Annotated in this window: 26 protein-coding genes and 3 pseudogenes; 6 read left to right on the top strand and 23 right to left on the bottom strand. The window is 65.2% G+C overall.

The annotated features are described in order from the left end of the window. Nucleotides 1-131 precede the first annotated feature (131 nt). From KXR53_RS32290 to KXR53_RS32300, 3 genes are all read left to right on the top strand, one after another. On the top strand, nucleotides 132-1,049 hold the full coding sequence (locus KXR53_RS32290; RefSeq protein WP_437379726.1) for an NADP-dependent oxidoreductase: 918 nt from the start codon (nucleotides 132-134) through the stop codon (nucleotides 1,047-1,049). A gap of 228 nt (nucleotides 1,050-1,277) precedes the next feature. Next, a complete protein-coding gene (locus KXR53_RS32295; protein WP_437379727.1) occupies nucleotides 1,278-1,895 on the top strand; it encodes a nitroreductase family protein in 618 nt (205 codons plus the stop codon). Nucleotides 1,896-1,929: 34 nt separating this feature from the next. Further along, nucleotides 1,930-2,475 carry a carboxymuconolactone decarboxylase family protein gene (locus KXR53_RS32300; RefSeq protein WP_437379728.1) on the top strand — a complete coding sequence of 182 codons (546 nt, stop codon included), beginning with the start codon at nucleotides 1,930-1,932 and terminating at the stop codon, nucleotides 2,473-2,475. 589 nt (nucleotides 2,476-3,064) lie between these two features. On the opposite strand, the gene KXR53_RS32305 is transcribed toward KXR53_RS32300, so the two are convergent. Continuing rightward, entirely contained in the window at nucleotides 3,065-3,679 is a 615-nt protein-coding gene (locus KXR53_RS32305; RefSeq protein WP_437379729.1) for a hypothetical protein, read from the bottom strand. 81 nt (nucleotides 3,680-3,760) lie between these two features. On the opposite strand from KXR53_RS32305, the gene KXR53_RS32310 reads away from it, so the two are divergent. Beyond that, complete coding sequence (locus tag KXR53_RS32310) at nucleotides 3,761-5,182, top strand: PLP-dependent aminotransferase family protein (protein WP_437379730.1); 1,422 nt, start codon at nucleotides 3,761-3,763, stop codon at nucleotides 5,180-5,182. Between the two features lie 393 nt (nucleotides 5,183-5,575). On the opposite strand, the gene KXR53_RS32315 is transcribed toward KXR53_RS32310, so the two are convergent. Both KXR53_RS32315 and KXR53_RS32320 read right to left on the bottom strand, forming a co-directional pair. Further along, complete coding sequence (locus KXR53_RS32315) at nucleotides 5,576-6,064, bottom strand: AAA family ATPase (RefSeq protein ID WP_437379731.1); 489 nt, start codon at nucleotides 6,062-6,064, stop codon at nucleotides 5,576-5,578. Nucleotides 6,065-6,582: 518 nt separating this feature from the next. Then, on the bottom strand, nucleotides 6,583-7,068 hold the full coding sequence (locus KXR53_RS32320; RefSeq protein ID WP_437379732.1) for a GFA family protein: 486 nt from the start codon (nucleotides 7,066-7,068) through the stop codon (nucleotides 6,583-6,585). A 1,282-nt stretch (nucleotides 7,069-8,350) separates the two neighbouring features. On the opposite strand from KXR53_RS32320, the pseudogene KXR53_RS32325 reads away from it, so the two are divergent. After that, nucleotides 8,351-8,542, top strand: a pseudogene (locus KXR53_RS32325) (IS5/IS1182 family transposase); the annotation flags it as partial. Here the strand turns inward: KXR53_RS32325 and KXR53_RS32330 are convergent. The 16 genes from KXR53_RS32330 to KXR53_RS32405 form a co-directional block, all read right to left on the bottom strand. After that, complete coding sequence (locus tag KXR53_RS32330; protein ID WP_437379778.1) at nucleotides 8,491-9,192, bottom strand: DUF1016 N-terminal domain-containing protein; 702 nt, start codon at nucleotides 9,190-9,192, stop codon at nucleotides 8,491-8,493. The pseudogene KXR53_RS32325 and the gene KXR53_RS32330 overlap by 52 nt on opposite strands. 153 nt (nucleotides 9,193-9,345) lie before the next feature. Continuing rightward, nucleotides 9,346-9,531, bottom strand: coding sequence for a hypothetical protein (locus tag KXR53_RS32335; protein WP_437379733.1), 186 nt, complete (start codon nucleotides 9,529-9,531; stop codon nucleotides 9,346-9,348). Between the two features lie 212 nt (nucleotides 9,532-9,743). After that, a complete protein-coding gene (locus KXR53_RS32340; RefSeq protein ID WP_437379734.1) occupies nucleotides 9,744-10,031 on the bottom strand; it encodes a DUF1330 domain-containing protein in 288 nt (95 codons plus the stop codon). 604 nt (nucleotides 10,032-10,635) lie between these two features. Next, nucleotides 10,636-11,136, bottom strand: coding sequence for a MucR family transcriptional regulator (locus tag KXR53_RS32345; RefSeq protein ID WP_437379735.1), 501 nt, complete (start codon nucleotides 11,134-11,136; stop codon nucleotides 10,636-10,638). A gap of 283 nt (nucleotides 11,137-11,419) precedes the next feature. Next, complete coding sequence (locus KXR53_RS32350) at nucleotides 11,420-11,722, bottom strand: hypothetical protein (protein WP_437379736.1); 303 nt, start codon at nucleotides 11,720-11,722, stop codon at nucleotides 11,420-11,422. A gap of 213 nt (nucleotides 11,723-11,935) precedes the next feature. Next, nucleotides 11,936-12,319: a response regulator gene (locus KXR53_RS32355; protein ID WP_437379737.1), complete on the bottom strand. Its 384-nt coding sequence runs from the start codon at nucleotides 12,317-12,319 to the stop codon at nucleotides 11,936-11,938. A 69-nt stretch (nucleotides 12,320-12,388) separates the two neighbouring features. Continuing rightward, nucleotides 12,389-12,574 (bottom strand): hypothetical protein, encoded by a 186-nt coding sequence (locus KXR53_RS32360; RefSeq protein ID WP_437379738.1) that lies wholly within the window; start codon nucleotides 12,572-12,574, stop codon nucleotides 12,389-12,391. A 311-nt stretch (nucleotides 12,575-12,885) separates the two neighbouring features. Continuing rightward, nucleotides 12,886-13,104, bottom strand: a complete 219-nt coding sequence (locus tag KXR53_RS32365; protein WP_437379739.1) for a hypothetical protein — start codon at nucleotides 13,102-13,104, stop codon at nucleotides 12,886-12,888. Nucleotides 13,105-13,153: 49 nt separating this feature from the next. Further along, the gene (locus KXR53_RS32370; protein ID WP_437379740.1) at nucleotides 13,154-13,648 is read right to left on the bottom strand and encodes an RNA polymerase sigma factor; all 495 of its coding nucleotides are present in this window, start codon (nucleotides 13,646-13,648) and stop codon (nucleotides 13,154-13,156) included. A gap of 359 nt (nucleotides 13,649-14,007) precedes the next feature. Continuing rightward, on the bottom strand, nucleotides 14,008-14,427 hold the full coding sequence (locus tag KXR53_RS32375; protein ID WP_437379779.1) for an ATP-binding cassette domain-containing protein: 420 nt from the start codon (nucleotides 14,425-14,427) through the stop codon (nucleotides 14,008-14,010). Continuing rightward, nucleotides 14,417-14,554: an ATP-binding cassette domain-containing protein gene (locus KXR53_RS32380; protein ID WP_437379741.1), complete on the bottom strand. Its 138-nt coding sequence runs from the start codon at nucleotides 14,552-14,554 to the stop codon at nucleotides 14,417-14,419. The genes KXR53_RS32375 and KXR53_RS32380 overlap by 11 nt, the downstream gene beginning before the upstream one ends. 10 nt (nucleotides 14,555-14,564) lie before the next feature. After that, the gene (locus tag KXR53_RS32385; protein ID WP_437379742.1) at nucleotides 14,565-15,527 is read right to left on the bottom strand and encodes an ABC transporter transmembrane domain-containing protein; all 963 of its coding nucleotides are present in this window, start codon (nucleotides 15,525-15,527) and stop codon (nucleotides 14,565-14,567) included. Nucleotides 15,528-15,639: 112 nt separating this feature from the next. Beyond that, entirely contained in the window at nucleotides 15,640-16,827 is a 1,188-nt protein-coding gene (locus KXR53_RS32390) for a beta-glucosidase (protein WP_437379743.1), read from the bottom strand. Beyond that, a complete protein-coding gene (locus KXR53_RS32395) occupies nucleotides 16,824-17,963 on the bottom strand; it encodes a glycosyltransferase family 1 protein (RefSeq protein ID WP_437379744.1) in 1,140 nt (379 codons plus the stop codon). The genes KXR53_RS32390 and KXR53_RS32395 overlap by 4 nt, the downstream gene beginning before the upstream one ends. An 89-nt stretch (nucleotides 17,964-18,052) precedes the next feature. Next, a complete protein-coding gene (glf, locus tag KXR53_RS32400) occupies nucleotides 18,053-19,243 on the bottom strand; it encodes a UDP-galactopyranose mutase (protein WP_437379745.1) in 1,191 nt (396 codons plus the stop codon). Nucleotides 19,244-19,606: 363 nt separating this feature from the next. After that, nucleotides 19,607-19,834, bottom strand: a complete 228-nt coding sequence (locus KXR53_RS32405; RefSeq protein WP_437379746.1) for a DUF378 domain-containing protein — start codon at nucleotides 19,832-19,834, stop codon at nucleotides 19,607-19,609. Nucleotides 19,835-20,715: 881 nt separating this feature from the next. Here KXR53_RS32405 and KXR53_RS32410 point away from each other — a divergent pair. Further along, on the top strand, nucleotides 20,716-21,021 hold the full coding sequence (locus tag KXR53_RS32410) for a DUF2934 domain-containing protein (RefSeq protein WP_437379747.1): 306 nt from the start codon (nucleotides 20,716-20,718) through the stop codon (nucleotides 21,019-21,021). 36 nt (nucleotides 21,022-21,057) lie between these two features. On the opposite strand, the pseudogene KXR53_RS32415 reads toward KXR53_RS32410, so the two are convergent. The 4 genes and pseudogenes from KXR53_RS32415 to treZ all read right to left on the bottom strand — a co-directional run. Beyond that, nucleotides 21,058-21,324, bottom strand: a pseudogene (locus KXR53_RS32415) (transposase); the annotation flags it as partial. A 42-nt stretch (nucleotides 21,325-21,366) separates the two neighbouring features. Beyond that, nucleotides 21,367-21,455, bottom strand: a pseudogene (locus tag KXR53_RS32420) (transposase); the annotation flags it as partial. 244 nt (nucleotides 21,456-21,699) lie between these two features. After that, nucleotides 21,700-23,724, bottom strand: coding sequence for a 4-alpha-glucanotransferase (gene malQ / locus KXR53_RS32425; protein ID WP_437379748.1), 2,025 nt, complete (start codon nucleotides 23,722-23,724; stop codon nucleotides 21,700-21,702). After that, on the bottom strand, nucleotides 23,721-25,442 hold the full coding sequence (gene treZ / locus KXR53_RS32430; protein WP_437379749.1) for a malto-oligosyltrehalose trehalohydrolase: 1,722 nt from the start codon (nucleotides 25,440-25,442) through the stop codon (nucleotides 23,721-23,723). Before treZ ends, malQ begins: the two co-directional genes overlap by 4 nt. Nucleotides 25,443-25,448: the final 6 nt, after the last annotated feature.

Here is a 25,448-nt window from a genome sequence, read left to right on the forward strand (position 1 = left end):
AGCTCCGGATTCCAGAATATGTGTCCGCTCGTCCAGGGACGCCGGACGCGGGTTTCATCGCGCCAGAACCGGTGGCAGCGTGGCTTCGGGAGTCGGAAGACGACGTACTACCGCACACAGGCAGGTGGACGATGAAGGCAATCGTTGTGACGGACCAGGCGGCGGGAACAGTCGGGATGACGCTGGCCGAGCGGCCCGAGCCGCAGGCAGCGATCAACGACGTCGTCGTTGAGGTTCACGCGTCGGGCTTCGTCCCGACCGAGCTGGCCTGGCCCTCGACCTGGACCGACCGCCTCGACCGTGACCGGACACCGTCGATCCCCGGGCACGAGCTGGCCGGAGTGGTCACGGCTCTCGGCTACGGCACGACGGGACTGTCGGTGGGACAGCGGGTGTTCGGCCTCGCCGACTGGTATCGCGACGGCACCCTGGCGGAGTATGCAGCGATCGAGGCACGCAACCTCGCTGCGCTGCCGGGCGACGTCGACTTCACGGTGGGCGCGAGCCTGCCGATCTCGGGCCTGACCGCGTGGCAGGGGCTGTTCGACCATGGCCGCCTCCGGGCGGGGCAGAGCGTCCTCGTGCACGGCTCGGCCGGCGCGGTCGGTTCGATGGTGACCCAGCTCGCAAAAGAGGCCGGCGCGCACGTCATCGGCACCGGACGCGCCGCCGACCGTCGGACGGCGCTCGACTTCGGCGCGCAGGAGTTTGTCGACCTCGGCAACGACGTCCTGGAAGACGTCGGCGCGATCGACCTGGTGTTCGATGGTATCGGCGGCGACATCGGGAAGCGGTCCGCAGGCCTGATCCGAACAGGGGGAACACTGGTGTCCATCGTCGGGCCAGCCGAGGCACGGCCCACCGACGGCCGGGCGGTCGATTTCGTTGTCGAGGCCGATCGCGCCCAGCTGAGTGAAATCGTCCAGCGGGTGCGGGACGGGCGACTGCGAACGCATATCGGCACCGTCTCGACCCTCGACGATGCCGTCGCCGCCTTCAACCCGACCGAGCGACGCCCGGGGAAGACGATCATCCGCGTTCGTCCCTAAGCAACACGCGCCTTAAGCGACACGCGTCTATCGATGCATGCGGCCGGCCGACGCTGCCGGAACGGCCGGCTGCGCCCTATCGGACGCGCCCAGGGCAACCTGGGTCTCTGCCCACGGCTCCTGGGATGAGATGTCGAACAGACTCCATCCCAGCAGAGAGAGCGAAACCGCTCTTGTACGTCAACCTGCCCCTTCAACCTGGAAATCACCAAGACCAACGGGATCGCCATGACCAACGCCGTCATCGACTGTATTTTGAGTCGCAGCGCCGCCAAGTACTACGACCCCTCCGCCACCTTGAGCGACGACCAGATCCGCGAGCTGGTGCGGATCGGCACCACCGCGCCGACATCCTTCCACCTGCAGAACTGGCGCTTCATCGCCGTGCGCACGCCCGAAGCGAAGGCCCGGCTGAAGCCGATCGCCTGGAATCAGCCGCCCATCACCGAAGCGGCCGTGACCTTCATCATCTGCGGCCAGCTGGCCGATTCCAGCGTGATACCAGAGCGCCTGGCACCGCTGGTGGAAGCGGGAATCATGCCGGCAACGATGGTGCCGGACTGGGAAATCCCTGCACGCGGTCTGTACTTGAACTACCCGCAACGCCAGCGGGACGAGGCCGTACGCTCCGGCGCCATCGGCGCGACGGCGATAATCTATGCGGCCCGCTCGCTGGGGCTGGGTTCGACGCCGATGATCGGTTTCGATGCCGAAGCGGTGGCCCGCGAGTTCGGACTGGCCGAGGACGAGGTGCCGGTCATGCTGCTGTCCGTCGGGGCGGAGCGTCTGGGAAACTGGCCGCAGAAGCCGCGCCGTCCGGTGGACGAAGTGCTGGATCTCGTATAATTTCCTGTAAAATCAGCAACTTGCGGAGAATATGATGGCAAGAGCCGCGGCTCTCAAGCCGGAACAGGTGCCGGCCGATTCGAAGCCGACTCTCGATGCGTTCACCAGGAACATCGGTTTCACCCCGAATATGATAGCGACCTTTGCGCAGAGCCCGATCGCGTTCAATTCATGGGCCAACCTGCTCGGCTCCTTGAGCAAGGCGCTCGACGTGAAGACGCGTGACAGCATCGGCCTCGCTGTCTCCGAGGTGAATGGCTGCAACTACTGCCTGACGGTTCACAGCTTCACGGCCGAGCATATGGCCAAGCTGTCGGCCGATGACATCATCCTCGCCCGGAAGGGCCATGCCCGCGACCTGAAGCGGAACGCCGCCGTCCAGTTTGCGCGCAAGGTCATCGAGACTCGAGGCCATGTCGGTGACGCCGATCTGAAAGCCATCCGCGATGCCGGCCACACGGATGCGAATGTCATGGAGATCGTCGCGCTGGTTGCCATGTACTCCCTGACGAACTTCTTCAATAACGTGTTCGATCCCGAGAAGGACTTTCCCGCCGTTACGCCGGCTGGCTCGGTCTGATCTCCATCCGGTCGCATCGACCATCTCCGAGGAGCCTCGGAGGCTTCATGTGAAGCGAGTGCGACGCCAAAGCCCAGATGCACCCGGGAGAGCTTCCTGGGAGAGCGTCCGGGCTTTTCGCGTGTGCGACGCGCGACATCCCCTCCGGCGCGCGATATCCGTCACATATCTGGCGTCGGCACCGCGACCGAAACGCCCGCTTTCCTTGGAAGCGGCCATCCGGCAGCCTCGGTCGCGACTTCCGCTTCTCACCCTTCCCTGCCGCCCTGGCACGGCCTGGATGCGCCAATACCGATGATAGCGTCGGCATCTCCAGACTGGACATCCACCGGATCGGCGGCACCCGGCGTGTCCAGCAACCGGGCGTTCTGTTTCATCGGCAGCCGGCTCGACACCCAATCACGCTAGCGAACTGCGCTTCGCCTATAGCGGCTCGGACACGGTGATCGCCCGCGCCGTCGACGGCGTGTTCGACGTCCATATATTGCCCGCCGGGCACGTCGCGCTGGTGGCCGGGGAGTTCGTGCTGTAGCCAGCCCACTTGGCCGCCGGTCGACGCTGACCGGCGGGCCAGGTGCAAATATCCTCTTCAGCGAGATGCCATCCGCGTGTCGGTCGCGATCCAGTTCTCTTCCCAGGTCCTGCCGCCGTCTGCGGAGAAGGACTGTACGAAGCGGTAGACATCGCGCGTCACGGGCAGGATCTCGAACCGGACTAACACGGTGCGGCCGTCGTCGAGGGAATCCTGGCCGTAGAACATGCCGCGGCCATTCGTGAACCGGCCATACACCGGCGGCGTCAGTGTGCCAACCCGCGCGTTGGAGAAATGAAGGCTCCATTGCCGCGATTTCGGGTTGTACAGGCGCAGGCTCAGGCCTTCGATGTGGTGCCCGGTGGGACTGTCGGCCTCCAGCTCCAGCAGATTCGCACGACCGTCCCAGACTTTGCGGACCGTCGAGGTGCCGTCGAATTCGAGCCACTCGTTAGGAGACTCGCTGAGGGGCTCCGCGAGCACTTTCATCTGTGTCTTCCAGGTGCCGATCTCGAAGTCGAAATCGTGCTGGCCATCGGCTGACGCAGTGTCGGGCGCTGCGGCCGCATTCTGCGCCGACGCCACCGGTGGGAGCAGAAGCGCGCCGGCCAGCAGCCCGGCCGGCAGCAGGAGGTGAAGGCCCGTGAACCGCGGATGGGACATCGCCGGCATGAAGCTCTCCCGGATCTGAATGGTGAGCCACGCTAGGCAGGGAGTGGTAATCTGGAAATCACCACTTTGCCCACAAATGCCATGACCACCCTGCACTTGCCCCTCGACCGGTCCGGCGGACTGCCGCTGCACCGGCAGATCTATGACGGCATCCGCGCGGCGATCCTCGCGGGCGCGTTGCGGCCGGGCCAGCGCATCCCGTCCACACGCGGCCTGGCCGCCGAGCTGGGCGTCTCGCGCCTGCCGGTGCTGGCCGCCTACGAACAGCTGCTGCACGAGTGCTATCTCGAGGGGCGGACGGGGTCGGGCACTTATGTCAGCCAGGCGCTGCCGGACGAGCTCCTGGAATCGCAGCCGGCGTCCGATGTGGCGCGATCCGCGCCCCGGGTCCCGCCGGAACGCGACTATGGTGGGCTCGCCCCGTTCCGCACCAGCCTGCCGGCGCTGGACCGGTTTCCGCACGCGGCCTGGGCGCGGCTGGTGGCGCGGCATGCGCAGCGGCTGCCGCTGGCGCATATGGCCTATGGCGATCCGGCAGGGTTGCCGGTGTTGCGCGCGGCGATCGCCGACCATCTGCGCGCCGCGCGCGGGGTCGGCTGCAGCGCCGGGCAGGTCCTGGTCGTGTCCGGCTCGCAGGCGGCGCTGCGCATCGCCGCCGCGATGCTCCTCGCGCCCGGCGACGGCGTGGCGATGGAGGAGCCGGGCTACTCGGGGGCGCGGGCCGCGCTGGCGGCCGGCGGGGCGCTGCTGCTGCCGGTCCCGGTGGACGAGGCGGGCATCGACATCGACGCACTGCGGCGTGCTGACCGGGTGCGCGCCGCCTATGTCACGCCCTCGCATCAGTATCCGCTCGGCATGTCGATGACAGCGGCGCGGCGGCTGGCGCTGCTGGACTGGGCCCGGCGCGAGGACGCCTGGGTGCTGGAAGACGACTACGACAGCGAATACCGCTACGTCAGCCGTCCGCTCGGCGCGCTGCAGGGCATGGATGCGCATGGGCGGGTGATCTATATCGGCACCTTCAGCAAGGTGCTGTTTCCGGCTCTGCGTATCGGATACCTGGTGGTGCCGCCATCGCTGGTGCAGGACGCCGTGAGGGCGCGGCTGGCCTTCGACCTGTTCCCGCCCACGCTGTACCAGTCCGCGCTTGCCGAGTTCCTGGCCGAGGGGCATTTCGCGCGGCATCTGCGCCGCATGCGCGGCGTGTACCAGGCGCGGCGCGCGGCCCTGCTGGATGGTTTGGTGCGGTATTGCGGCGACCGTCTGGTCGTTCACAACGCCGACGCCGGGCTGCATGTCGCGGTGCTGCTGCCAGACGGGCTCGATGACACCGACCTAGTCCAGCGCATGGGCGAGCGTGGCCTGACGGCGACGGCGCTGTCCACCTGCTACGCGGGCGCGGTGCGCCGCTCCGGCCTGCTGCTCGGCTTCGGCGGCTCGGACGAGCGCCGGCTGCTGGAGGCGACGCGGGTGTTGGGCGAGGTCCTGCGCGCGGCCGATTAGGCCGTGCGCGGGAGAGGGGCGGGTGACCAAGCGGATGCCGAGCGCGATCGGCACCACGCCGAGCAGGTCGAGCGGCGGCATATGCTCGCCCAGCACCGCCCAGTCGAGCCGGCTGAGGCGCGCCATATGCGGTCATCGACGCGGCTTCGCTAATCCGGACACGAACCGAGTTGGCTGCGAACGGCCCTTTCTTGCCGGCCTATCGCCCTGGACGGCGCCCGAAACCGGTCATTGAATTGGACTCCCCGAAGCAAGACGTGACCGCCTTCGGCTCTCTGCGGCCTCTTCTCGACAAGACCCTAGATTGTCCGCTCCATAGCCCTGAGCGGCCACCGAACAACAGCAGCCGTGGGCCTGTGACGGTATCGGTTCAGTGCTTGCTGGTGATTTCTCTTACCTGCATTTGCTCAGAATCTCGTCGACGACGCGCGGGATCGGTGCGGTGGCGTCAATAATGACGCCACTCTTCGGGACGTCTTCCTTCGTGGCATGCAATCGCGCAACAAGGTCCCGTTCGATCGGGCGTCCGCCCCACTCGTCTTCCGGTCTCGAGGCAAGCCGCCGGTTCAACGTATCGATATCGACCTCGAGCACAAAGACCCCGTCGAACAGATGGATAAAACGGGGAAAATTTCTGGACCCGCCACAGAAGAAGGACATCGCATTGGTCTCGTCGGCAACCAAGGCTTTGACCTTGTCGACGTCCCAAATGTGATGCTCGTGCGCAAAGCCATCCACCGGTTCACCGGTTTCTGGATCGCCTTGATACGACAATTCCCTGTCACCATGGATCGCATGGTAGCCGCGCCGTCGCAGCTCCTCGCAGACTGAGGTCTTGCCTGTACCGGAAACGCCTTCGACTAGATAGTTCCTGACACCCATTTCCGCTCCGGCTAGATCCTGCGTCGCACGGTGAGCTTAAGCCGCTCGCCGCAAAGTCAGCAATGGCCGCGACCGCCTCACGGCGTCCGCTTCTGGCGCTCCCGGGACGCATTTGCCGCTTCCCCACCGGGCTCCGTGGTCCGCTTCCCACCCTTCCCGGCCGGTTCAGCCAGGCGGGGAAGCGCCATGAGCGGCCGCGACGCTAGCGTCTCAAGACCGGACGTCGCTAGGACTCGCCGAATCCGGGCCCTTGTCGGTCAGCTTGGGTTCAGAGCGCGCCTGAAACCGGCCGCCGCGGCGGCTCTACGGAGCGGACACGACCAGATGCGACCCTACTCGCCCCTTGACGATGGGCCTGCAAGAGGTACGAAAATCACAGCGGCCGACGCCGTCACAAGAACCGCGCCAATGCGCTGCCACGTGCCAAGTGAGAATCTGTCCGGGATCATGGGGCTGTGCGGATGGAGACGAGGAGCCCCGCCAAAGTTTCAGCCATTTCTGCGGATCGCCATGCAGCTCTATTCGGGCACTGTCTCGCCGGACCCTCCCACTTCGCTGGGGAAGTCCTTCAGCTTGGGAAGCCCATCCTTCATGGGCAGCACGGTTTCGGCGTAGTTCAGGTGGACACTCGGCTTGAAGGTCACCATCGGGAGCATGGCAGCATGCACGTCCGTGATGCCGTGGCTCGGGTGTTCGACCAGAACATGGCCGCCACATTTCGTGCAGAACCGCCTGTCACTGAAGCTGGTCTTGCTGAATCGCCCGAGCGACTCGGCTCCCCGGATGACCTTCACGTTTCTCGCCTTCCATAGGGTGAAGGCGGTCACTGGTGCCCCAGAGTAAGATCGGCAGGAACTGCAATGACAGTATCCCATCTGCTCGGGTGCGCCTGTCACTTCGATCGCCACGGCCCCGCAGAAGCAGGTTCCTGTGTGCCTCTCGATCATGGATCTCTCCTCGTCCGCGAGCGCCGGCTCTCCAAGCGTTGGCGCGGGGAACCTCATGGGTCCAACGAGATGCGACAAGCCCGACCCGGAGCGTGGTGGGGAGATCCGGACCGGGCTGCGCGCCGATGTCACGGCGCCCGCGGATAGTGGCGCTCTATTGTAAGTAGAAGAACAGTGGTGTTTGTCCCTTTTGAATCCAGAGCCTTACCACTATAGGGAACAGCCCCACCGGAGTGGGATCGAGTCACGCGAACTCAGCCCGGCCCGGGGCAGTAGCGGAGGAGGAAGCCGCCCCGAGCCGGGCGAGCGCTGCTGTTGGCCCACGGGAGCGCTCGTGATCAGTAGGCGCTTGCTCCGGCGCGGCGGAAAGGGGCGGCAGCACCCCGCCTGCATACCTCATTAGGAGGAACAAGAAGCCCCTAAGCTCCGTTGCGCGAGAGCGGCATCGGAGCCGTTCTCGGCGGATGAGATTACTCGAAGGTTTCTCTGGACTTGGGGCTACAGCCCTCCGCCCCGCCGCCGCACGGATCATGTTCGCGACAGTACCAGGCCGTCCGAGCGCCGACCTCATGCCCAAAGCTGCCCCAAGCCGTGCAGCTGGGGTGCTCGCAGTAGTGCGTCCAGTGAACGTCGTCGATCTTACGGCTGGTAGGGACTTCGGTCATAGCCGATCGATACCGCGGCGCCGGCTGCGACGCCAAGTCGCTCGGCTCGCGGCTGATTGCTGCCTCGATCGCCTCCTGGGCTGCGCACTCGATCTCGCCGGAGCTCCAGACCGGCCCCGGAGACCAAGCGATTCGAATCACGCAATTCCGGTCCACATGGAAGCGCCCAAGGTACTCGGCGCAGGCCACAATGCCCTCATTGCCTGTGTGTTCGACGGTCCAATCGGATACTACGAGGCCCTTCGCCATACTCGAAAAACTGCGGGCACTGGCCACCGGTTCCATGCTTGGGTGGCTAGCCCCTGCCGAGCGCGCGATAGCAAGCCTCCCTGGCCGCGTTCTGGACCTTCGAATGGTCCGGTCCCGGCTCTGGTCCGTCAACCCAGATCAGTTGCAGGACGCCGCCGCTGCGGAACCGGAACCGTGCGCGGTACCTGCCGCATGAGACGACACCCTCGTCGTCCGCGAACTCGACTTTCCAATCTGCCGGATCGTGGCACTTCGCCATGCAGCCACCAACGGGTGCGGTTCCCGGCGCGTTCCGGTCAGTGCAGCGCCGCGATCCGGACCAGCCGATGGACCCGGCCAGACCGCGCCGATCGTGTTGAAAAAATCGTCGTTGCTGGCGGAGTGAAGTCCTGATTCAGTCCTCCTGGGCAGAGGAGGACGCAGCGATGCTGGGCGAGCGGACGGTGATGCAGGAGGCGCTGTTCGACGCGTTCAACCTCGAGCGGCACGTCCCGGCCGATCACCTGCTCCGCTCGATCGACCGGTTCGTCGACCTGGCCGGCATCCGCGCGCATCTGCGGCCGTTCTACAGCGAGATCGGGCGGCCCTCGGTCGATCCGGAGCTGATGATCCGGATGCACCTCCTCGCACAGCCGGCGCTCCGAGCGGATGCCGAAGCGCAGCAGCGCCAAGTCCTGCCGCGCTGCATCATTTGCGGAAATCGCATGCGGCTTTCGGAAACGGCCCGGCAGCAACCGTCCCATGATCGGGTCGACGAGCCACAGCACCCCCGTATATCGTCTGCTGGGCCAGATCGGATTGCGGCTTCGGGAGCGATCGATCGAAGTTGCTGATGGCCCTGCCTTGACGGTGCACCAGCCCGCTTTCGATTCTGGTGCTCCAGGACGGCACGGCTCCAGCCATGCTCGACGGCCTGGCGGGCGTACCAGATCCGTTCGTCCGGGTTCTGCACGGTCTCGAGGAGGCGGACGTTGTGACCCCAGGGCAATTCTGCAACAAGCTGTTGCAAGATTTCGGGGTCGGTATAGGCCTCGGCGAAGGCCTTCATATAGCCGAGGTTCCGGGCCGAAAGGCCCTTCATTTCGGGGAAGTCCCGACGGAGATCCGCGGAGAGCCGCTCGATCACCCGGGTCCCCCACCCTTCTGTGGTCTGCCTGGCCAGGATCTCCCTGCCGATTGACCAGTAGAGCATCACCAGGCTCTGGTTGACGGCGGCAGCCGTGCGCAGGCGCGCGGACCGGATCCGCTCCTTCAGATCGCGCAGCACGGACGCGTAATCGTCGCCGTCAGGAATGGTTTCGACGGGCTTATGGGCCGAGAGTAGCAGGCCGCCCGCGCCTATGGCAGTTTTCGGCGAACGCTTGGGCCCAATGGAAAAGCCTCGGCGCGAGGCCTGGGCCGATACGGCGAGCGGACGGTGTCAGACGACGGCGACGTCGGTTCGCAAGAACCCGCTTTCTGTCGCGAGCGGCGGCAGCCGGTAGGACTGGGCGCACGCATAGGCCAGGCAGTCACCTACATTCAGCGCCGCTGCGTGGCCGGCGGCCTTCCCATATTGCCGACCAGCTTCGAGGGCTCGACGCCCGACATCCATCGAGATCACCATCTCTCTGGCGCCGATCGCGCTGATGCTCCGACACGCTAGGAGTAGCGGCTTGCGCCGATCCAGGCTCGTGCTCGCACATGCCGTGTCCGGAGAGTGTTTAGCCCCGTCCGGGGCCACCACGCTAACGCGGTCCGCGAATATCCCTGCTCGTTCTATGTCGTCACCCCAAGGGCGCAGAGGGAAATTCCTGTCGAACCCGCACTCGGGTGAAGTTAAATGCCTTCAAGCATGATCAAGCGGCACTGGGATGCGCCCTGTCGGATGGCTTTGACGGGCGCGTATTCGGCTGAGTCATACCAAGCTGTGAGTGACGCCATGTCGGGAAACTCCAGCACAACGAGACGATATGGCTCCCAATCGCCTTCAAGCACTTCATGCTTTCCACCACGAGCAAGATAGCGCCCCCCGAACCGCTCAATGAGTGGCGCTACGTGGCGTTTGTAGTCTTCGTATTGGTCCGAGTTCGTCACATGGGTATCGGCAATCAGATACGCTGGCATGGCCTGATCTCCCCTGATACCGAGGCTTAGGAGCGTATCACGCGTTGCTAGATGCATGTGGGCGATTCTGGGCAGTGTCAGCCCCCCCGATGCGCTTCTCGAACACGCTCTTGAACCTCCGCGCAGGGGACGACCCGGGGTCGGGCCCATCGTCGCCGCCGGTTGGCCGGCGTCCACATTGGCCGGTGCGGCCGCCGGCGCCGTGGCCGGCGGCGCCACGGGCGGACTGATCGGAGCGATGACGGATTCGGGCGTCGAGGAGGACACGGCCAATGTCTATGCCGAAGGCATGCGCCGCGGCGGCAAGCTCCTGACCGTCCAAGTCGAACAGGACCAGGCCAGCGAGATCCAGGAGATCATGCTGGAGAAGGGTGCGGTCGATGCCGCGGCCAGGCTTACCGCTCGTCCGGGTGGAGCGGATATGACCCGAGCGCGCCGGCATACCCGCCGGAGGAGATCGCCCGCGAGCGCGACCTGTATAGCCGTGGCGAGACGCGGGTATGATCCGGCCGCTGTGATTTTGGGTGGTAACAGGCCAGCTGGCGAGACGTCGGCGAGCAAGGCCGGACCGCAGCCACGGCGGTCCGGCCAACCAGCTCGACAGTTATGCCTTCGCGGCCTCGACCATTCGCACGCGAGGCGCCCGGGCGGGCTTCGGCGCAGGCTGGGCAGGCTCGGCCGGCGCGTTGGAGCGGCGTCCAAGGCCGATCGTCTTGGCGAGGGCGCTGCGCTGCTGGGCGTAGATCGGCGCCACCATCGGGTAGTCGGCCGGCAGCCCCCAGCGCTCCCGGTACTGGTCCGGGGTCATGTTGTAGGCCGACGCCAGATGCCGCTTCAGCATCTTCAGCTTCTTGCCGTCCTCGAGGCAGATAAGGTAGTCGCGTGTCACCGACTTGCGGATCGGAACCGCTGGCTCCGGACGGGTGATCACCGGCTCGACCGGCTTGCTCAACTTCTCGAGCGCGCCGTAGACCTGGACGATCAACCCCGGCAGGTCCGCGACCGCGACGTTGTTGTTGCTGACGTGCGCCGAGACGATTTGAGCCGCCAGACGGCGCGTTTTCTCAGCGGCTGCCGATGCGTTTGTGGCGCCAGTTTCGCTCATCAATTCACTCCAATGATAGATACAGATCGATGTAATTCACCAAATCAATCGATGCAACTTTAATGCCGTTAACGCGAGATCACCGCAGCGGCCGTACTCTCCACATCTCGACTGTATGAAATCTATCCTGCTACTGCTGTTCGCCTGCGAGCAAGCTTGCCGGTTAAAATTCCTCTGCCAGAGCTCGAGTGTCGCCGGTAACCGCGGGCGGTGTGCGTATCCATCCAGCGACCGCGCCGCCTCGCGTCCTTCAGCGTGATCCCCTTGCGGTCGGCCGCCGTCATCATGCCGCGCGCAGGCTGTGCGCCGAAACCTCCCCCTCCACCAACCCAGTCCCCTTGACCACCCGCTTGACCAGGCGGGCGACGGGATTGGTGTCGATCGGCTGCAGCCGGCCGTCGGAGCCGGTGGTCAAATGGCCGCCGCGGTCGATCCGGCAGAACATCGGCCCGGGCGTGTCGCCCCGGGCGGCGAGCCAGGCCGAGAGCGCGGTCACGGGGCCGAGCGGCGACGTCGGGACGGCCTGGATGCCGACCTCGTCCCCTCGCCGCTCCTGATCGGTCTTCGAGCCGGCGACGAACAGCATCACGCCTTCGGCGATCCAAAGGGATCAAGGACTTACCGATAATTTCCTCCGCGGTGTAGCCGAAGGGTCTACAGCAGGGACTGCCATTGGTACCAGGAGCATGGAAAACGACAGGCCGGCCGGGGCAAAGACAGGGAGGAGATTGCCGATCTGCCGGATCCTGGTTCGGCTGGTGACGAGGCTCGAATGCATAATCCGGGTCACGCCATACGTTCAGCCGGTCGCGGGCCTGGATTGTTGGACGAGTTCCTCCAGTACTCTTACGATCTCGGCGTCCTCGAACGGCTTCCGGATCAGCGGGCACGTCGCGTAGGTGCCGTCGATCTGTTCCGGTGCTCGCGCGCTGACAAAAGCGAATGGAATGTCGCGGGCCTGAAGCAGCTTTGCCACCGGATAGGTGTCCACGCCAGGTCCGAGTTCTATGTCAAGCAATGCGGCAGCGATCGCCCCAGAAGTCGCCAATCCGAGCGCGGTGTCCAGATCACCGGCTGGACCGGCAACCTCATAGCCGGCCCCCCTGACGATGGCCTCAATCACGGAAGCAAGCGTCCACTCGTCTTCAACGATTAGGATGCGGCCAGGCAGAGCGGAATCCATGGACATCTCCCGACCGGACAACAGACCGGCATGGGTGCGGGTTCGATGGGCAAGTAGCTCACCTGCCGCTTATTTGTGGATACCTCCGCTTTGCTCGACGCCTTCGTTGCCTTCAGCATCGCCGAGAGCGGCATCGAGGGCGGCCACACCCAGAATGTCATCGACGACCCACCAATCAGAGGACGGCGGAGGCGTGGCAGCCTGCCAGACTTCGGCCATGCGAACGCAGAGTTTGGCGCCGGCCACCTCCACCATGGGCCGTTGGCGATCAGGGGTACCACCAGTTGCGTTCGTGTGCAAAGCTCGGAAGAGTTATCGTCCGCGAGACCGCTCCCGCTCTTTGTAGATCTCGGCATACGGCTGACAAGATCGGCGCCGCTGATCGGCACCCATTGATTGGCCAGAGGGCCGCCGCTCTCTGCCTATCGCAGGAGTGCAAGCCGATTACGGCCATTCGCCTGGAGACAAAGGCTGGTATCGGCACTGTAACACGCCGAAACGGAAGCCGGCGATCGCCAGCTGATCTGAATTGTCGGGGCCGATGACCGCCTGACGCCGGTCCGCGGTCACAGCACCGCAGGATGTCGCGACCGCGGTGACGGCCATTCGGGAGTCTTAGCCGGGAGCCTCGCCAGCGCCTGTGAGATGAAGGCATTCGCATACTCGACCGAGGCTTCGGGATCCCGGCTTCTGAACTCAACCAGTGCCGCTTCGCAGGCGGTCCAGCCGTCCAGCCCCGCCCATCGGCTCTGCCGAGACGCCTCGATCACCAGCATCTCGGTCATTCCTCGTCGAAACCGCAGCATGGGCTCCCCTTGAAAGATGCATAGCTCACTACGCGAGAATGCTCTTCAACTGGCTGCGGGCACGACCCAGACGCGACCGGATGGTTCCGACCGGGACGTTGAAGTGCTCCGCAGCCTCTTCGTAGGGCGTCTCGTTGACAGCCACGACCCGGATCATCTGCTGATGGCCCCGTGACAGCTTGCCGATGCCGCGTACGACGTCCTGGACCTCGACCACCAGAACCTGGTCCGGCTCCGCCGCCCCGTCCCATTCCTCGATCGGCGCTGTCTCCGCACGTGCCCGGAGGCTGACTACGCTCGAAAGGAAGATCCGACGCATCATGACGACCAGCCAAGCCATCAGATTCGTACCGGGCTGCCACAAATGGAATTTGCGGTATGCCCGCAGCAAGGTCTCCTGAAGCAGATCATCGGCATCTGTCGGGTTCCGCGTCAGGCTCCGCGCGTATCGACGTAGATCGCTGAGCAATGGGGCGACGTGATCCTCGAAGGCCTGCCTTGGGCGCCTGCTATCCTGCAGCATCGATCGCTCCGTTCGATGAACTTGCTACCAAAACAACTCGCCGCCACCCATGTTCCGACACAAATTCACCAGCATTCAGTATCCGTGGTCCACGTTGTTTCTAGAATCCAGAAATATTTCAATTTCCTGCCGGCGATCCTAACAAAAGTTAAGTCGCCAATTTTGCCGCTAGAGATGAAATCCGCAGACCAATTCTATGGTTTGATGTATGTGCGCCTCAGAACCGGGCTTCGTGTCCCTGGCCAATCACTGAGCGCCGGGCGGGCGGCGTCGCTCCTCGCGTGATTAGGCATGGTTCGGTCCCGCCTTGAAATCGCAACTGGATCCGTCGCGCGTTATGCCAGCGCGGTCGAGTTCGATCACACGGTCGAACCGGCGAGCGAGTCCAGTTCGCGGGCGATCGCGATGATGGTTCGCCGGCGCATGACTTCGGTCAGGGCAAGCCGCACAGCGGTCTCGGATTGGTGGTCGAGCGCGATGCAGGGCTGCCGCAGGATGGGCCGCGCGATCGCCACCTGCTGGGGCTGTTCGCCCGAAAGGGCGACGCCGCGGTCCCCGACCGGCGTGGCATATCCTTCCGGAAATGCCGCGACGAAGCCCTCGCCATTCGCCAGACGGGCGGCTTCGGCCACCTCCCGGTCGGTCGCGTCCGGACAGCCATAGCGGATGTTCTCACCGATTGCCCGATGGAACAGCGCGACGTCCTGCGGCACCACCGTAATCAGATGGCGTAAGCTGTGGAGGGTCCTATCGCGGATGTCCCGGCCGTCAATCAGGATCCGTCCGGGACTGCGCCTCCTCGAAGCGCAGGAGCAGCTTGATGAGCGTCGACGTTTCCGCGCCGGACGGACCGATCACGCCCAGCCGCTGTCCCGCCGGAATACGCAAGGAGAGGTCGCGGGACACGACAGACCATTCAGGTAGGCGAATGAGAGGCGATCAATGACGATCCCCCCCGCCCGGGCGATGCTTCAGCGACGTGCCGCGCCTCGGTGATCGCGTGATCGCGGCCGATCACTCGCAGCGTCTCCGCGATCTGGGCAAGGTCCTGGGCCGTACCGACCAGGGCGAAGGCGACATCGCGGGAACCGTGCGGGATGCGGAAGGTCAGCGCGCTGACCACGACCACGTCGCCGGGCGTCACCGCCCCCCGGCTCCAGAGCAGGATGATCCAGGCCAGCATCGCGCCCGCGAGGAGACAGAGCGCCCCGTCATCCAGGGCCCTCGTCTTCTCCAGATAGAGCCAGTTCCGCTTCTGCGTGCCGGCTTCGCTGCGGAAACGCAGTTCAAGCCGCCGAAGCTCGCGGTTGCACGCGGAAAACGCCATCACCGCCCAGACATTGGCTATGGTGTTGATCAGGTCGCCGCCGACGTGGTTCGCCTCCTCCGCATAGGCCATGTGGCGCGGCTTTCCCCGTCCTCCGAACCGTCCGACCGCCAGTGCCGCCAGGCCGGCGGCAGCAACCAGGGCCGCGGCAATTGCGCCATCGATGGTCGCGAAGATCACGACCGCGCCGGCGAAGTCGACCACCGGCGGCGCGATTTTCCACATCAGGGCTGTTGCGATGCCGCCGAAGGCGCCGGCGGTGACGGTGAGCCGGCCGCCGAGCGTCCCTGCGAGATTGCGGGTGAAGTACTGTGCCGCGTGGCCGCAGAGATGGTCCAGCAGGTCGAGCCGGATCCGCACCCCGGTGTCCACGATGACGTGGCAGGCCACCCATCCACCGACGCGCCAGAGCACGTTTTCGCCGGCGATCAGAGCCAAGAACGCGCCCAATGACCACCACACCACGGAATGGTCGCCGGCCACCATGGCATCGACGACCAGCTTCATCGCGTATTGCACGGCGAACGCACAGCCGGCGGCAGCGAGCCGCATGACGGCCGCCGCGAGACAACCGGCTGGCCGCGCCGTCACGTAATGCCAAACAAAGGCGAGCGGACCGCGCGCCAGTGGCGGTCGCGCCCGGGTCGCGGCCCCCCGGACGGCATCAGCCCGAGAGCCCCAAGACGGGCGGGTGCGCAGCGGCGGATGCCCGGCCGCCGCGGCCGGCAAAGGCCAGTTGCTGCCGTGCCAGCGCCCCGGCCAGCGGCCCGCAGAGCAGCCGTCGGCCCATCTGATCCGCCGGGCCGAACAGACCTACCTCGCAGGTCCGCTCGTTCTCCCAGCCCGGATAATCGAGGATCGGGTAGAGGCAAACCCCTTCGACCGGCGTGCCGGCTGAGCGCGCTGCCGCCACCTCGCCGCAGATATAGTCAAGCCACGCAGGGCGCGCCGTGGATTCGGCGCCCGTCTCGCTGATCACCATCGGCCGCGCATAGCGAGCGCAGATCTCGTTCAGGATTTCTCGGAACGGCCGGTAGCAGTGGTGGCCCAGCCCGATCATGCCCCCGGTCAGGAACCACTGATTGTCGGGATAGTAGTTGATCCCGAGGATATCAAGGGTGGATAGGTCCCCGCCGAGCTCCGGCTCCATTCGGCCGCAGATCAGGTCCCAGGCCTCGAACTGGGACTGCCGGTACCGCTCGGCCCGATCCGCGTCCCTCAGCCGGTCGGGCGCGGCACGGACATGGATCGCCGGCTCGGAATGGACGAAGCGCGCCCGCGGATCGACCTCCCGGATCGCACGGATCGCCGCCAACGCCGCCCGCACCAGCTGGCGCTTGAGCGCGTTGCCGCGGCCGGTCGCGAAGGGATTGATCCGTGCAGTGGTGCCGCCGGCCCAGGCCCAATAAGAGATCTCGTTGACCGGACAGTAATACGGAATTCCCTCCTGCTCGTCCCGGATCAGAACGGCGGCCGCCCTAGCAAAGGCCGCAAAGCGGTCGACGAAGGCAGGACTCCAGATGTCGAGCCCGTCGGGATAGCCGTAGTGGCATACGTCCCAGATCACTTGCACTCCGAGATCACGTGCAGCCCGGATCATCGGCAGGGCGCTCGCCCAGTCGTACCAGCCCGGCATCCGCTCGATCCGATGCCATCTCAGGCCGTCGCGCACAGTGGAGATGCCGTGGTCGAGCACGGCCCTGTAGTCCTGTCGGCAAAACCGGTCGTGCCCGGTCGCCGCGATCAGGTCGAGCCGCCGGCGGTCGCCGCGCCGCCTATGGCTGGCGCATTCGAAACCCGCTTGGAAGAAGCTGGCGAAGTGCGGGGGCTCCGCCCCGGAAGCCCAAGTCACGGTACGTGGCTCTGCAGCAGTGACAGCATCTCGCCCGCCGTGCGGTCCCAGGAGGTGCCGGCCAGCGCCTCGTCGACCTGCCGCAGCCAGGCTTCGCCGTGCGGCCGGTCCAGCTCGCGCACGATCGCCCGGACGAACAGCTCTGGCGTCGCGGCGACGCTCACCAAGCCGGTCTCGCCATAGCTGCGGACCACGTCCCGGATATCGGTGGAGACGACCCGCTTGCCCGCGGCCAAGTATTCCGGGGTCTTGGTCGGGCTGATGAAACGCGTGGCGGCGTTGCGGGCAAACGGCATGATCGCCAGATCCCAGCCGGAGAGATAGGCTGGCAGGGCCTCGTACCGCTTCGGGCCGAGATAATGGATGTTGGGCCGCCGAGGCAGCGTCGCCGGATCGATCTTGACCACCGGACCGACCAGGATCAGCTGCCAGGCGGGCTGCGCGTCGGCGATATAGGCAAGGAGCTCGATGTCCAGCCTCTCGTCGAGGACGGCATAGTGCCCCAGGCGCGGCCGCGGGATCGGCGCCTGGTCGGCCGGCTCGGGCAGTAGCTGCCGGGCGCGGGCGAAATGGGCGACGTCGATGCTGCTCGGGAATAGATGGATGCTCCGATGCCGTCCCTTCTTCGCTTCGTAGAGGCTGGCGCCGCCGGTGAAGACGACGTCTGCCGCCTCCAGGAGCTCGGCCTCGCGCTGGATCAGCTCTGGGGGGGCGCCCAGGAAAGCGGACAACTCGTCCATGCAATCGTAGACGATTCGCGCCGCCGGCAGGTGATCAGAGAAAGCCCGCATCATGGGCGTATAGTACCAGAGGATCGGCGCAGTCAGATTGCGCTCAGCCAGGAAGCGGTCGAGCAGCTGCCGCTGCGCCGTGACCTGCTCGCCCGGGCTCAGCCGTTCGGGCAACATCGGCACCATCACGGTCACCCCAACCCCGTGCGTCACCACGGCGAGATTGGGCTGGTCGAGATCGCGTAGCACCGGTTCCTCCACATAGAAGACTGGAAACCGCTGTGCGAAGCGGGTCACCAGGTGCTGCGGCCGCTGATAGACGAAGTCCCAGCGCAGATGCGAGAAGCAGATCAGACAATCCGGCTGCGCGGGGGCCGTCTGCAGCAGGGCCGATCCTGGGACCATTTCCTCGAGGATGGGCGCTGGCGGGGGCTGGGGTGCGTTGGCGTCCATGGGATCCTTGGTTGTGTCGGAGGTGAGGCGGTCGCGATGCCTCATGCAAGCTCGAGCTGCTGCGGATCGGGTGAGCTCGAACTATCGAGGAGGCGGGGCCTGACCTGGCGTTCGAACGCCTTGAGGGCCGCACCGATGGCCTGGTGCATGTCGATGTAGCGATATGTCCCGAGCCGTCCGCCGAAGACGACGTTCGTCTCCCGGGCCGCCATGGCCCTGTATTCTTCGTAGAGATCCTTGTCCTTCTCGGCGTTCACCGGATAGTAGGGTTCGTCATCGGGGCCCAGGGACCACAGCGAATATTCGCGCATGATCAAGGTCTTCCCGGGTTCATATTTCCGCTCCGGGTGGAAATGGCGGAACTCATGGATGCGAGTATAGGGCACGCCCTCGTCGGCATAGTTCATTACCGACGTACCCTGGAAGTCGTCGATGTCGAGTACCTCGCGCTCGAACCGTAGCGTCCGCCAGCCAAGCCGACCCGCCCGGTAGCCGAAGTAGCGGTCGATCGGCCCGGTGTAGACCACGATCTTGCCAGCCGGAATGCGGTCGCGGATGTCGAAGAAGTCGACCCCCAGACGGATATCTATCGGCAACGCCCCGATCATTCGCCGGAACATCGCCGTATAGCCTTCGGCGGGAAGCCCTTCAAACGTATCGCTGAAATAGCGGTTGTCGAAGGTGTAGCGCACCGGCAGCCGGGTGATGATGCCTTCGGGCAAGTCCTTCGGATCGGTCTGCCACTGCTTCAGTGTGTAGCCCCGGATGAAGGCCTCGTAGAGCGGCCGGCCGATCAGGGAGATCGCCTTCTCCTCCAGGTTCCTCGGCGTCTCCACCCCGTCCTGCCGCACCTGCCGTGCGATCATCGCCCGCGCCTCGGCCGGAGTGAAGGCCCGGCCGAAGAATTGGCAGATCGTCGCCAGGTTGATCGGCATCGGGAAGATCTGGCCGCAATGTCGGGTGAACACTCGGTGCTGGTAGCCGGTAAAGTCGGCGAAGCGGTTGACATAGGTCCAGACCTCCTCGATCGAGGTGTGGAACAGATGTGCGCCGTAACGGTGAAACTCGATACCGGTCTCGGGGTCGATCTCCGAATAGGCGTTGCCTCCGATGTGGCCGCGCCGCTCCACGATGCAGACCCGGGCGCCGAGCTGGGAGGCGCAGCGCTCGGCCAGGGTGAGGCCGAAAAGGCCGGCGCCGGCGATCACGATGTCACAGTCGTGGAAATCCATCGCGCTCCTCCGCCGTGTTGCGGCCTGCCACCGTCACGAACCGCCGAGTAGACGACGCGGCATAAGGATCATTAGTTCCGGCAGCCGAAAAATTCTTCGGCAGGAAAATAATCGTCTTCGTTTTGCCTGGTTTAAAGTCTTCCGCTTCGCCCACTTCTATCAAATGATATTACGAATAAGAGCATCAGAGCGCGGAACTTCGGGCGGCAATCGCCACTTCGCGCCCTGTGCTGCGTCCTTCCGGTCCGACGCCGTATCCCCGGCGGCGCGGCGGTCTTCATTGTGGCCGGATGCCGCTCAACCGGAAGAGAACGCGCATGGCGCCGAACGTCCTGGTCACGCGCGGCTCGCCCGTGCCTCCCTTCAGCGGCCGCGTTCCGCCTGTATCTCGCCGACCGACACCGAACGGATGAGTGGCACCACTTGCCAAACGGCCGAGATCCCCACCAGGAGGTAAACCAGACGAGCAAGCGCTGCGTCCACGCCTCCGAAAATCGCAGCCACCAGATCAACTTGGAACAGGCCGACGAGCAGCCAGTTGAGACCACCGATGATGATCAGCAGCAGTGTGACGATGTTGAGAGTCTTCATGACCGTCTCCGATGTTGTTGCGAGAGAACGGGGCCAGTTGAAAATAAGTTCAGCCGCGGGGCTCAGATGCGGACCTAGCTGTGTCTCTGCGTCACCACCATCCCTGGACGCCGGAACGTCCGTTCTTCCTAGTTGTCGGTGAGTTCCGCCTTCTCAGCGGGTCAGCAAGCGCCGGCGAATATCCGCCGTATCCTCCACCCGCTTCAGCCCGGGGGCGTGTTCCGGGCACTCGTTACGGCCAAAATGCGAGTGGGCCGCGCCCATCGCGATGGCCAGGACCTCGCAGAGATAGGTGCGGTGTCGGCAACAACACGTTGCTGGTGGCGTCCACGCGGGTCACCGGCGCCATGAGGACCATCGTGTCCTTCTCGCGCCCGACAACGCCGCGCACCGGCCAAGTGACATCCGCAGACGTAAGCGCGGCGGTGGCCACCTAGTAGAGGAGCGGCGAAAGCAGAGATGGGGTCTGCTGGTCGATCGTCGTGAGTTCAACAGGCTCGGGGGCCAAGCCTCTGGCCACCTCCATCCGCCGAATCCCGCTCCGATCATGACCACGCGCAGCTACGGCGCCGAGTCCATGCCGTCCCACAGATTGCCTGACGGGTGCAGCCCGGGCCTTGATGCGTTTCAGGGCCTGGAGGACACGGGCAGTGCTCAAAGTTCCTGCCGCAAGCCCTCCGACCTCATTGCTGGTGCTCCTCGAAAGCTTCGAGAGCGACCGCCTGGCGAACGACCATCCGGCCCGGAACTAACCGGCGACTGATCCTATACAACAGCCAACAGCAACTGGATAAGGCACTCTGAGAGGCGGCCGACCGATCAGTTGCTGGTTGATCAACAGCCGCGTCCGAGCCGTCGTGGCACCAGCTGGGATGGAGACAATGGATACGAGCTTGGAAGATCGGATCAGAGCGCGCGCTCACGAGATTTGGGAAAGCGAGGGCCGGCCGTCCGGCCGCGACCGGGAACACTGGGAGCGCGCGCTGCGGGAGGTTCAAGCCGGCGAGACATCCGAGAGCGCCGATATCGCTCCGCCTGAGGGCACCACGGGCGCTGGCATCGCCAGCGGACTAGCACCTGACGGAACGACGCCTGGTAGGGGCCCGGCTGCCGGCTTGGGAAGCATCGGCACGGGCGGGGCAAGCACTGCCAGCACGTCGTCGGGATCGATCGGGAAGCGCGACTGACCTGCCTTCGTCACTGTACATGCGTGCCGGCTCGGGCGTGGACTCATAAACCCTGAACCAGAGACGGGTTGAGGCGAGCAGCACAGCGGCCAGGACGTTTCGGGCCAGCTTGTCGAAGCGGGTGGCACCGCGGCGGAACTGCTTGAGCTTGCAGAAGAAGCGCTCGATGAGGTTGCGCTGACGGTAGATCGCCGGCTCGATCGAGTGCCTTATCACGCGGCGGGCGCAGCTGGGGATGGCTGGTCGGGCGCCGGGCCGAACGATAATCTCGAGCACGGCGTTGGAGCTGTCGATCAACTGCATCGACCGCGGTGACTTCGCCGCGAGCGTCTCGAAGACCGTCAGCCACACCCCGCCTTCACCCAGCTGTTGAAGCGGTTGCAGACCGTCGTGCACGGCCCGTAGCGCTCCGGCAGGTCGCGCCAGAGCTGGCCCTGCGTCCTCGCCGGCTTGGCAATCGTCGTGGCGCTCAGCGACCAGCGCGGTCGTATCGAGCAGGCCGCTCCCCCTCGGCCGGGGACGAAATCACGCGTCGGCAGCATCTCAGGATGCCATCGCGGAACCCGACATCCGCATCCCATATCGGCACCGCGTGTTTGCTCCCGTGAGCTTCACGGCACAGGCGGTCGCAATCGACATGGGCCGCCTGCATCTGGAACCGTCACGGCCGGGTCACAGCTACCGCGCTGCAGAAGCCCGTTCGACGCCGCCACAGTCTTCGTCGCCGACGGACGGCGATCGGGCGAGCGACCTCAGCCGCGCGGCGGCGGCTCGATCTGACAGCATCGCCTCGGTCGGCCTGGGCAGTCTTCGGCGCCAATTGGGGTGCTGGTCGGTCGTGCCAGGCAGATTGGGTTGTTCTTCGATCCCAAGGATGTCCTCGAACGGGATGATGGTGAGGACAGACGGCGCCGCACTGACATAGGCCAGCGCCGCATCGACAGCCGCCTCAGGCTGCTCAGGTGCCGACATCGGCGCTTCGGCGACACCAGCCAGCACGAAGGCTGCCCAGAGCCTTTCCCGGTCGGCAGCACGTTTCTCTTTTTCAACCCCAGGCCCGCTCGTCCGACCGAGCTTCAATGCCCAATCGATGTCGCATCCACGCCACCACCCGGCGACCGTCGGGAGATCGTGCGTGCTGGTCATCGCGGCGGCATCGGCTCGCCAGCGCCGAGGCTGCATAAACTCTCCATTCTCATCCCGCTCGAACCAGAGCACCTGCATCCCGAGCACGCCCCGATCGCTCATCTCCGAGCGAAGGCCATCGGGCACCGTTCCGAGATCCTCGCCGATTATGATCGCGCGAGCTCGCTGCGACTCGATGGCTGCGATACGCAACATATCGGTGAGCGGCATCGTCAGATAGACGCCGTTGACCGGTCCGGCACCATCCGGAATGACCCAGAGCCGACGCAGCCCCAGAATGTGGTCGATGCGCATGCCTCCCGCATGGCGCAGATTAGCACGCAGCGTCTCGATATAGGTTCCGAACCCACCTCGCCGGAGAGCACGCGGAGCGAAGCCCGCGAGGCCCCAGTTCTGGCCCTCGGGTCCGAGCTCGTCCGGAGGCGCGCCGATGGACAATCCAGCGAGCAGATCCTCGGGCCTGCTCCAGGCCTGACTGCCGCCCGGGTCTAGGCCCACCGCAAGATCGGTGATCAACCCGACGGCCATTCCCCCCTCTCTGGCCGCTCTCTGCACCGCCTCGATGCTGCGCTCCGCGAGCCATTGCAGAAAGAGGTGGAATTCGATCTCTTCGGCGTTCTCGCCGGCGAACTGAGCGACCGCGTCTCCTTCCGCATCCTGGAACGGCTTGGGCCAAGCCCGCCACCCGTGGGCACCGCTCTCGAAGAAGTGCCCGTGCAACGCGTCGAAGGTGGCATGGCGAACGAGGCTCTGGCCGTGGGCCCCGGCGAAGGCGGCGACTTGGTCACGCACATGATCCGGGCGCTCCTCGAAGGCGCGCCTCAGCGCCTGCATGCGCCCAGGGATTGCCATTTCCCAGTCAATGAGGCTGCCCCCGCCTTCGGGACCGAGGTCCGCCTCGACGAGCCGAGGGTCGCCGAAAAGCACATTGAGGAACAGGCGGCTCGATGGGGCGTATGGGCTGTACCGCGTCGGATCCGCAGGAAACAGGGCGTGCAAGGGGCTGACCGAGATCGCATCGGCGCCGCGAGACGCAAAGGCGGCCGCAGACTCGCGAAGGGCAGCGAAGTCGCCGAACGCGGACTCCCGATCGCCGCGGAGTGCAGGAACCTGCACCGCCGGTGCCCAAATGCGTCGGCCCGGTGCTGCGTCCTGCACGCGGAAGCAGCGGCGCGGTGCGATCGCAAGCCGAATGAGTCGGCCGCCGATCTGCAGGTCGTAATAGCCTGGTTCCCCAATGCCGGAAAGGCGGGAGCCCTCGATCCTGACTGGGCGGGTGCTGCCATCCTCGCGCCGAAGCTCGGCTTCGGCGTCGACGGGTTCTCCGGGCAAGCGGATCGGATCTTCGACATCCGCGGATAGGAAGCGACAGTCGAGAGACTCGGCTGCCAGCAGCCGGCGGCTCTCGTCGATCGCGGCGCTGTTGCCGGCGGGAAAGCCGAGGCGGCCCAGCACCGTCACCAGCACCTCGTCGGAAACGATCTGCGGCGCGCCGTCGGCGTTCTCCCAAAGGCGCTGCAGACCCGCATCGCTGGCCAGCGCGTGAAGCGGCTTCATGGCGACGCCAGCCACGCTACGACGCTGTCGGGCGATCCGGCCAGGCTCTCCGCGTAGATGACAGTGCCATGGACCGGCGGAAACGTCACCGGGTCGTCCCCGAAATTCACGGCAATGCTCAAGACTGTGCCGTTGCCCAGCTGCCAGCGCGCGAGGACGGCGGCGTCTCCCACCGCATCCGTACCTTTCGATCGCGCGCCAACCAAGTGCGGAGTGATCTTGGTCCGCCGAATGGCGAGCAGCCGGCGGTAGAGGTCCAACCATGATGCCGCATTGGGACCGGGCAGAGGTTTTGAGCGATCAAACGTTGACTTGGCGTTCGGATCGGGGATGCGCATTCTCGTCTCGGGGTTGGCAAATGCGGGAAAGCTTACGAACTCTCTTCTCCGGCCCTCGCACACGGCCTCGGCGAGCTCGCCTCGATAGTCTGTGAAGAAGAGGAACGGTGATTCCGAGCCGCTCTCGTCGCCCATGAAGATCAGCGGCACCTGAGGGCTGAGCAGCAAAAGGGCCGTGGCTGCGCGCAACTTCGTCTCGCTAGTCAGGAGGGTGAGGCGTTCGCCCAACGCGCGGTTGCCAACCTGGTCGTGATTTTGAAGGAAGGAGACGAAGGCGGTTGGCGGGAGGTGGTCGCTTGGCTTCCCGCGAGGCCGGCCGCCGCGGTTGAGCGAACCGTGCCCTTGATAGACAAAGCCCTCCGCCAGGCTACGCGCCAGCTTGGGGGCCGGTCTGTCCGCAAAATCCCGGTAGTACGCGTCGGTCTCGCCGGTCAGCAGAACATGCATCGTATTGTGGAAATCGTCGTTCCACTGGGCATCGTACCGTCCGGGCCCGATCCTGTCGGAGTCGTTATTTTCGTTCTCCAATATCAAATGTATGTGGCGCTCCGGCCCGAGCGTCTGGCGAACTTCGTGAGCTAATGCATCGAGAAACTCATCGTTCTCGATCGCGTGTACGGCGTCGAAACGCAATCCGTCTACGCGGTAGTCCCGAAGCCACATCAGAGCATTGTCAAAGAAGAATCGACGGACCGGTTCTCTGTCGACCGCCACCGCACCGCCCCAGGGCGTTTCCGCGTCCTTGCGAAAAAAGGAGCTTGCGTACTGACCGATATAGTTCCCTTCCGGTCCGAAATGGTTGTAGACGACATCGAGGAACACCATCAGCGAAAGCTGGTGCGCCCGGTCGATCAACGCCTTCAATTCGTCAGGCGAGCCGTAGCTCTCTTCCGGTGCGTAGGGCAGCACGCCGTCATACCCCCAGTTGCGAGCCCCGGGAAAGGCGTGGATCGGCATCAACTCAATAGCCGTGATACCAAGCGCAGCAATCGAGTCGAGCCTCTTGGCCACCCCGGCGAAGCCGCCGAGCAATCCGACATGCAGTTCCTGAATTACCGACTCGTGCCAAGGGCGGCCACGCCAGTCGGCCGTCCGCCAGGCATAGCTCTCCTCATCCACCACGACGCTCCAGCCACTCACGCCGCCGGTTACAGCTCGCGATGCCGGATCGGGGACGGCTAGATCGTCCTCGAGCCTGAAACGATAGACAGTGCCCGGCCCTGCATCAGCCTCGACCACGAACCATCCGTCGTCTTCGGCCGCCATTTCGATCAAAGGGCCATCGCGAGTTTCGAGAGACACGGCCCTGCGGTCCGGCGCCCACAGCGCGAAGCGAGCCCGACCGAGAGCGACCGGCGTTGGTCCCCAGGTTTTGTTCATGGATGC

This window comes from Inquilinus limosus, assembly GCF_051487185.1.
GTDB classification, from domain to species: Bacteria; Pseudomonadota; Alphaproteobacteria; order DSM-16000; family Inquilinaceae; genus Inquilinus; species Inquilinus limosus_F.

Excerpts from the sequence above, each read along its gene's own strand:
- KXR53_RS32310 (WP_437379730.1), top strand. The coding sequence starts at position 3,761 with ATGACCACCCTGCACTTGCCCCTCGACCGGTCCGGCGGACTGCCGCTG.
- KXR53_RS32320 (WP_437379732.1), bottom strand. The coding sequence starts at position 7,068 with ATGAGGTTCCCCGCGCCAACGCTTGGAGAGCCGGCGCTCGCGGACGAG.
- KXR53_RS32350 (WP_437379736.1), bottom strand. The coding sequence starts at position 11,722 with ATGCTGTTCGTCGCCGGCTCGAAGACCGATCAGGAGCGGCGAGGGGAC.
- KXR53_RS32315 (WP_437379731.1), bottom strand. The coding sequence starts at position 6,064 with ATGGGTGTCAGGAACTATCTAGTCGAAGGCGTTTCCGGTACAGGCAAG.
- KXR53_RS32360 (WP_437379738.1), bottom strand. The coding sequence starts at position 12,574 with ATGGTGGAGGTGGCCGGCGCCAAACTCTGCGTTCGCATGGCCGAAGTC.
- KXR53_RS32365 (WP_437379739.1), bottom strand. The coding sequence starts at position 13,104 with ATGACCGAGATGCTGGTGATCGAGGCGTCTCGGCAGAGCCGATGGGCG.
- KXR53_RS32405 (WP_437379746.1), bottom strand. The coding sequence starts at position 19,834 with ATGAAGACTCTCAACATCGTCACACTGCTGCTGATCATCATCGGTGGT.
- malQ (WP_437379748.1), bottom strand. The coding sequence starts at position 23,724 with ATGAAGCCGCTTCACGCGCTGGCCAGCGATGCGGGTCTGCAGCGCCTT.
- KXR53_RS32385 (WP_437379742.1), bottom strand. The coding sequence starts at position 15,527 with ATGCGGCTCGCTGCCGCCGGCTGTGCGTTCGCCGTGCAATACGCGATG.
- KXR53_RS32335 (WP_437379733.1), bottom strand. The coding sequence starts at position 9,531 with ATGGTGATCTCGATGGATGTCGGGCGTCGAGCCCTCGAAGCTGGTCGG.
- KXR53_RS32290 (WP_437379726.1), top strand. The coding sequence starts at position 132 with ATGAAGGCAATCGTTGTGACGGACCAGGCGGCGGGAACAGTCGGGATG.
- treZ (WP_437379749.1), bottom strand. The coding sequence starts at position 25,442 with ATGAACAAAACCTGGGGACCAACGCCGGTCGCTCTCGGTCGGGCTCGC.
- KXR53_RS32370 (WP_437379740.1), bottom strand. The coding sequence starts at position 13,648 with ATGCTGCAGGATAGCAGGCGCCCAAGGCAGGCCTTCGAGGATCACGTC.
- glf (WP_437379745.1), bottom strand. The coding sequence starts at position 19,243 with ATGGATTTCCACGACTGTGACATCGTGATCGCCGGCGCCGGCCTTTTC.
- KXR53_RS32395 (WP_437379744.1), bottom strand. The coding sequence starts at position 17,963 with ATGGTCCCAGGATCGGCCCTGCTGCAGACGGCCCCCGCGCAGCCGGAT.
- KXR53_RS32355 (WP_437379737.1), bottom strand. The coding sequence starts at position 12,319 with ATGGATTCCGCTCTGCCTGGCCGCATCCTAATCGTTGAAGACGAGTGG.
- KXR53_RS32340 (WP_437379734.1), bottom strand. The coding sequence starts at position 10,031 with ATGCCAGCGTATCTGATTGCCGATACCCATGTGACGAACTCGGACCAA.
- KXR53_RS32295 (WP_437379727.1), top strand. The coding sequence starts at position 1,278 with ATGACCAACGCCGTCATCGACTGTATTTTGAGTCGCAGCGCCGCCAAG.
- KXR53_RS32345 (WP_437379735.1), bottom strand. The coding sequence starts at position 11,136 with ATGAGCGAAACTGGCGCCACAAACGCATCGGCAGCCGCTGAGAAAACG.
- KXR53_RS32305 (WP_437379729.1), bottom strand. The coding sequence starts at position 3,679 with ATGCCGGCGATGTCCCATCCGCGGTTCACGGGCCTTCACCTCCTGCTG.
- KXR53_RS32410 (WP_437379747.1), top strand. The coding sequence starts at position 20,716 with ATGGATACGAGCTTGGAAGATCGGATCAGAGCGCGCGCTCACGAGATT.
- KXR53_RS32300 (WP_437379728.1), top strand. The coding sequence starts at position 1,930 with ATGGCAAGAGCCGCGGCTCTCAAGCCGGAACAGGTGCCGGCCGATTCG.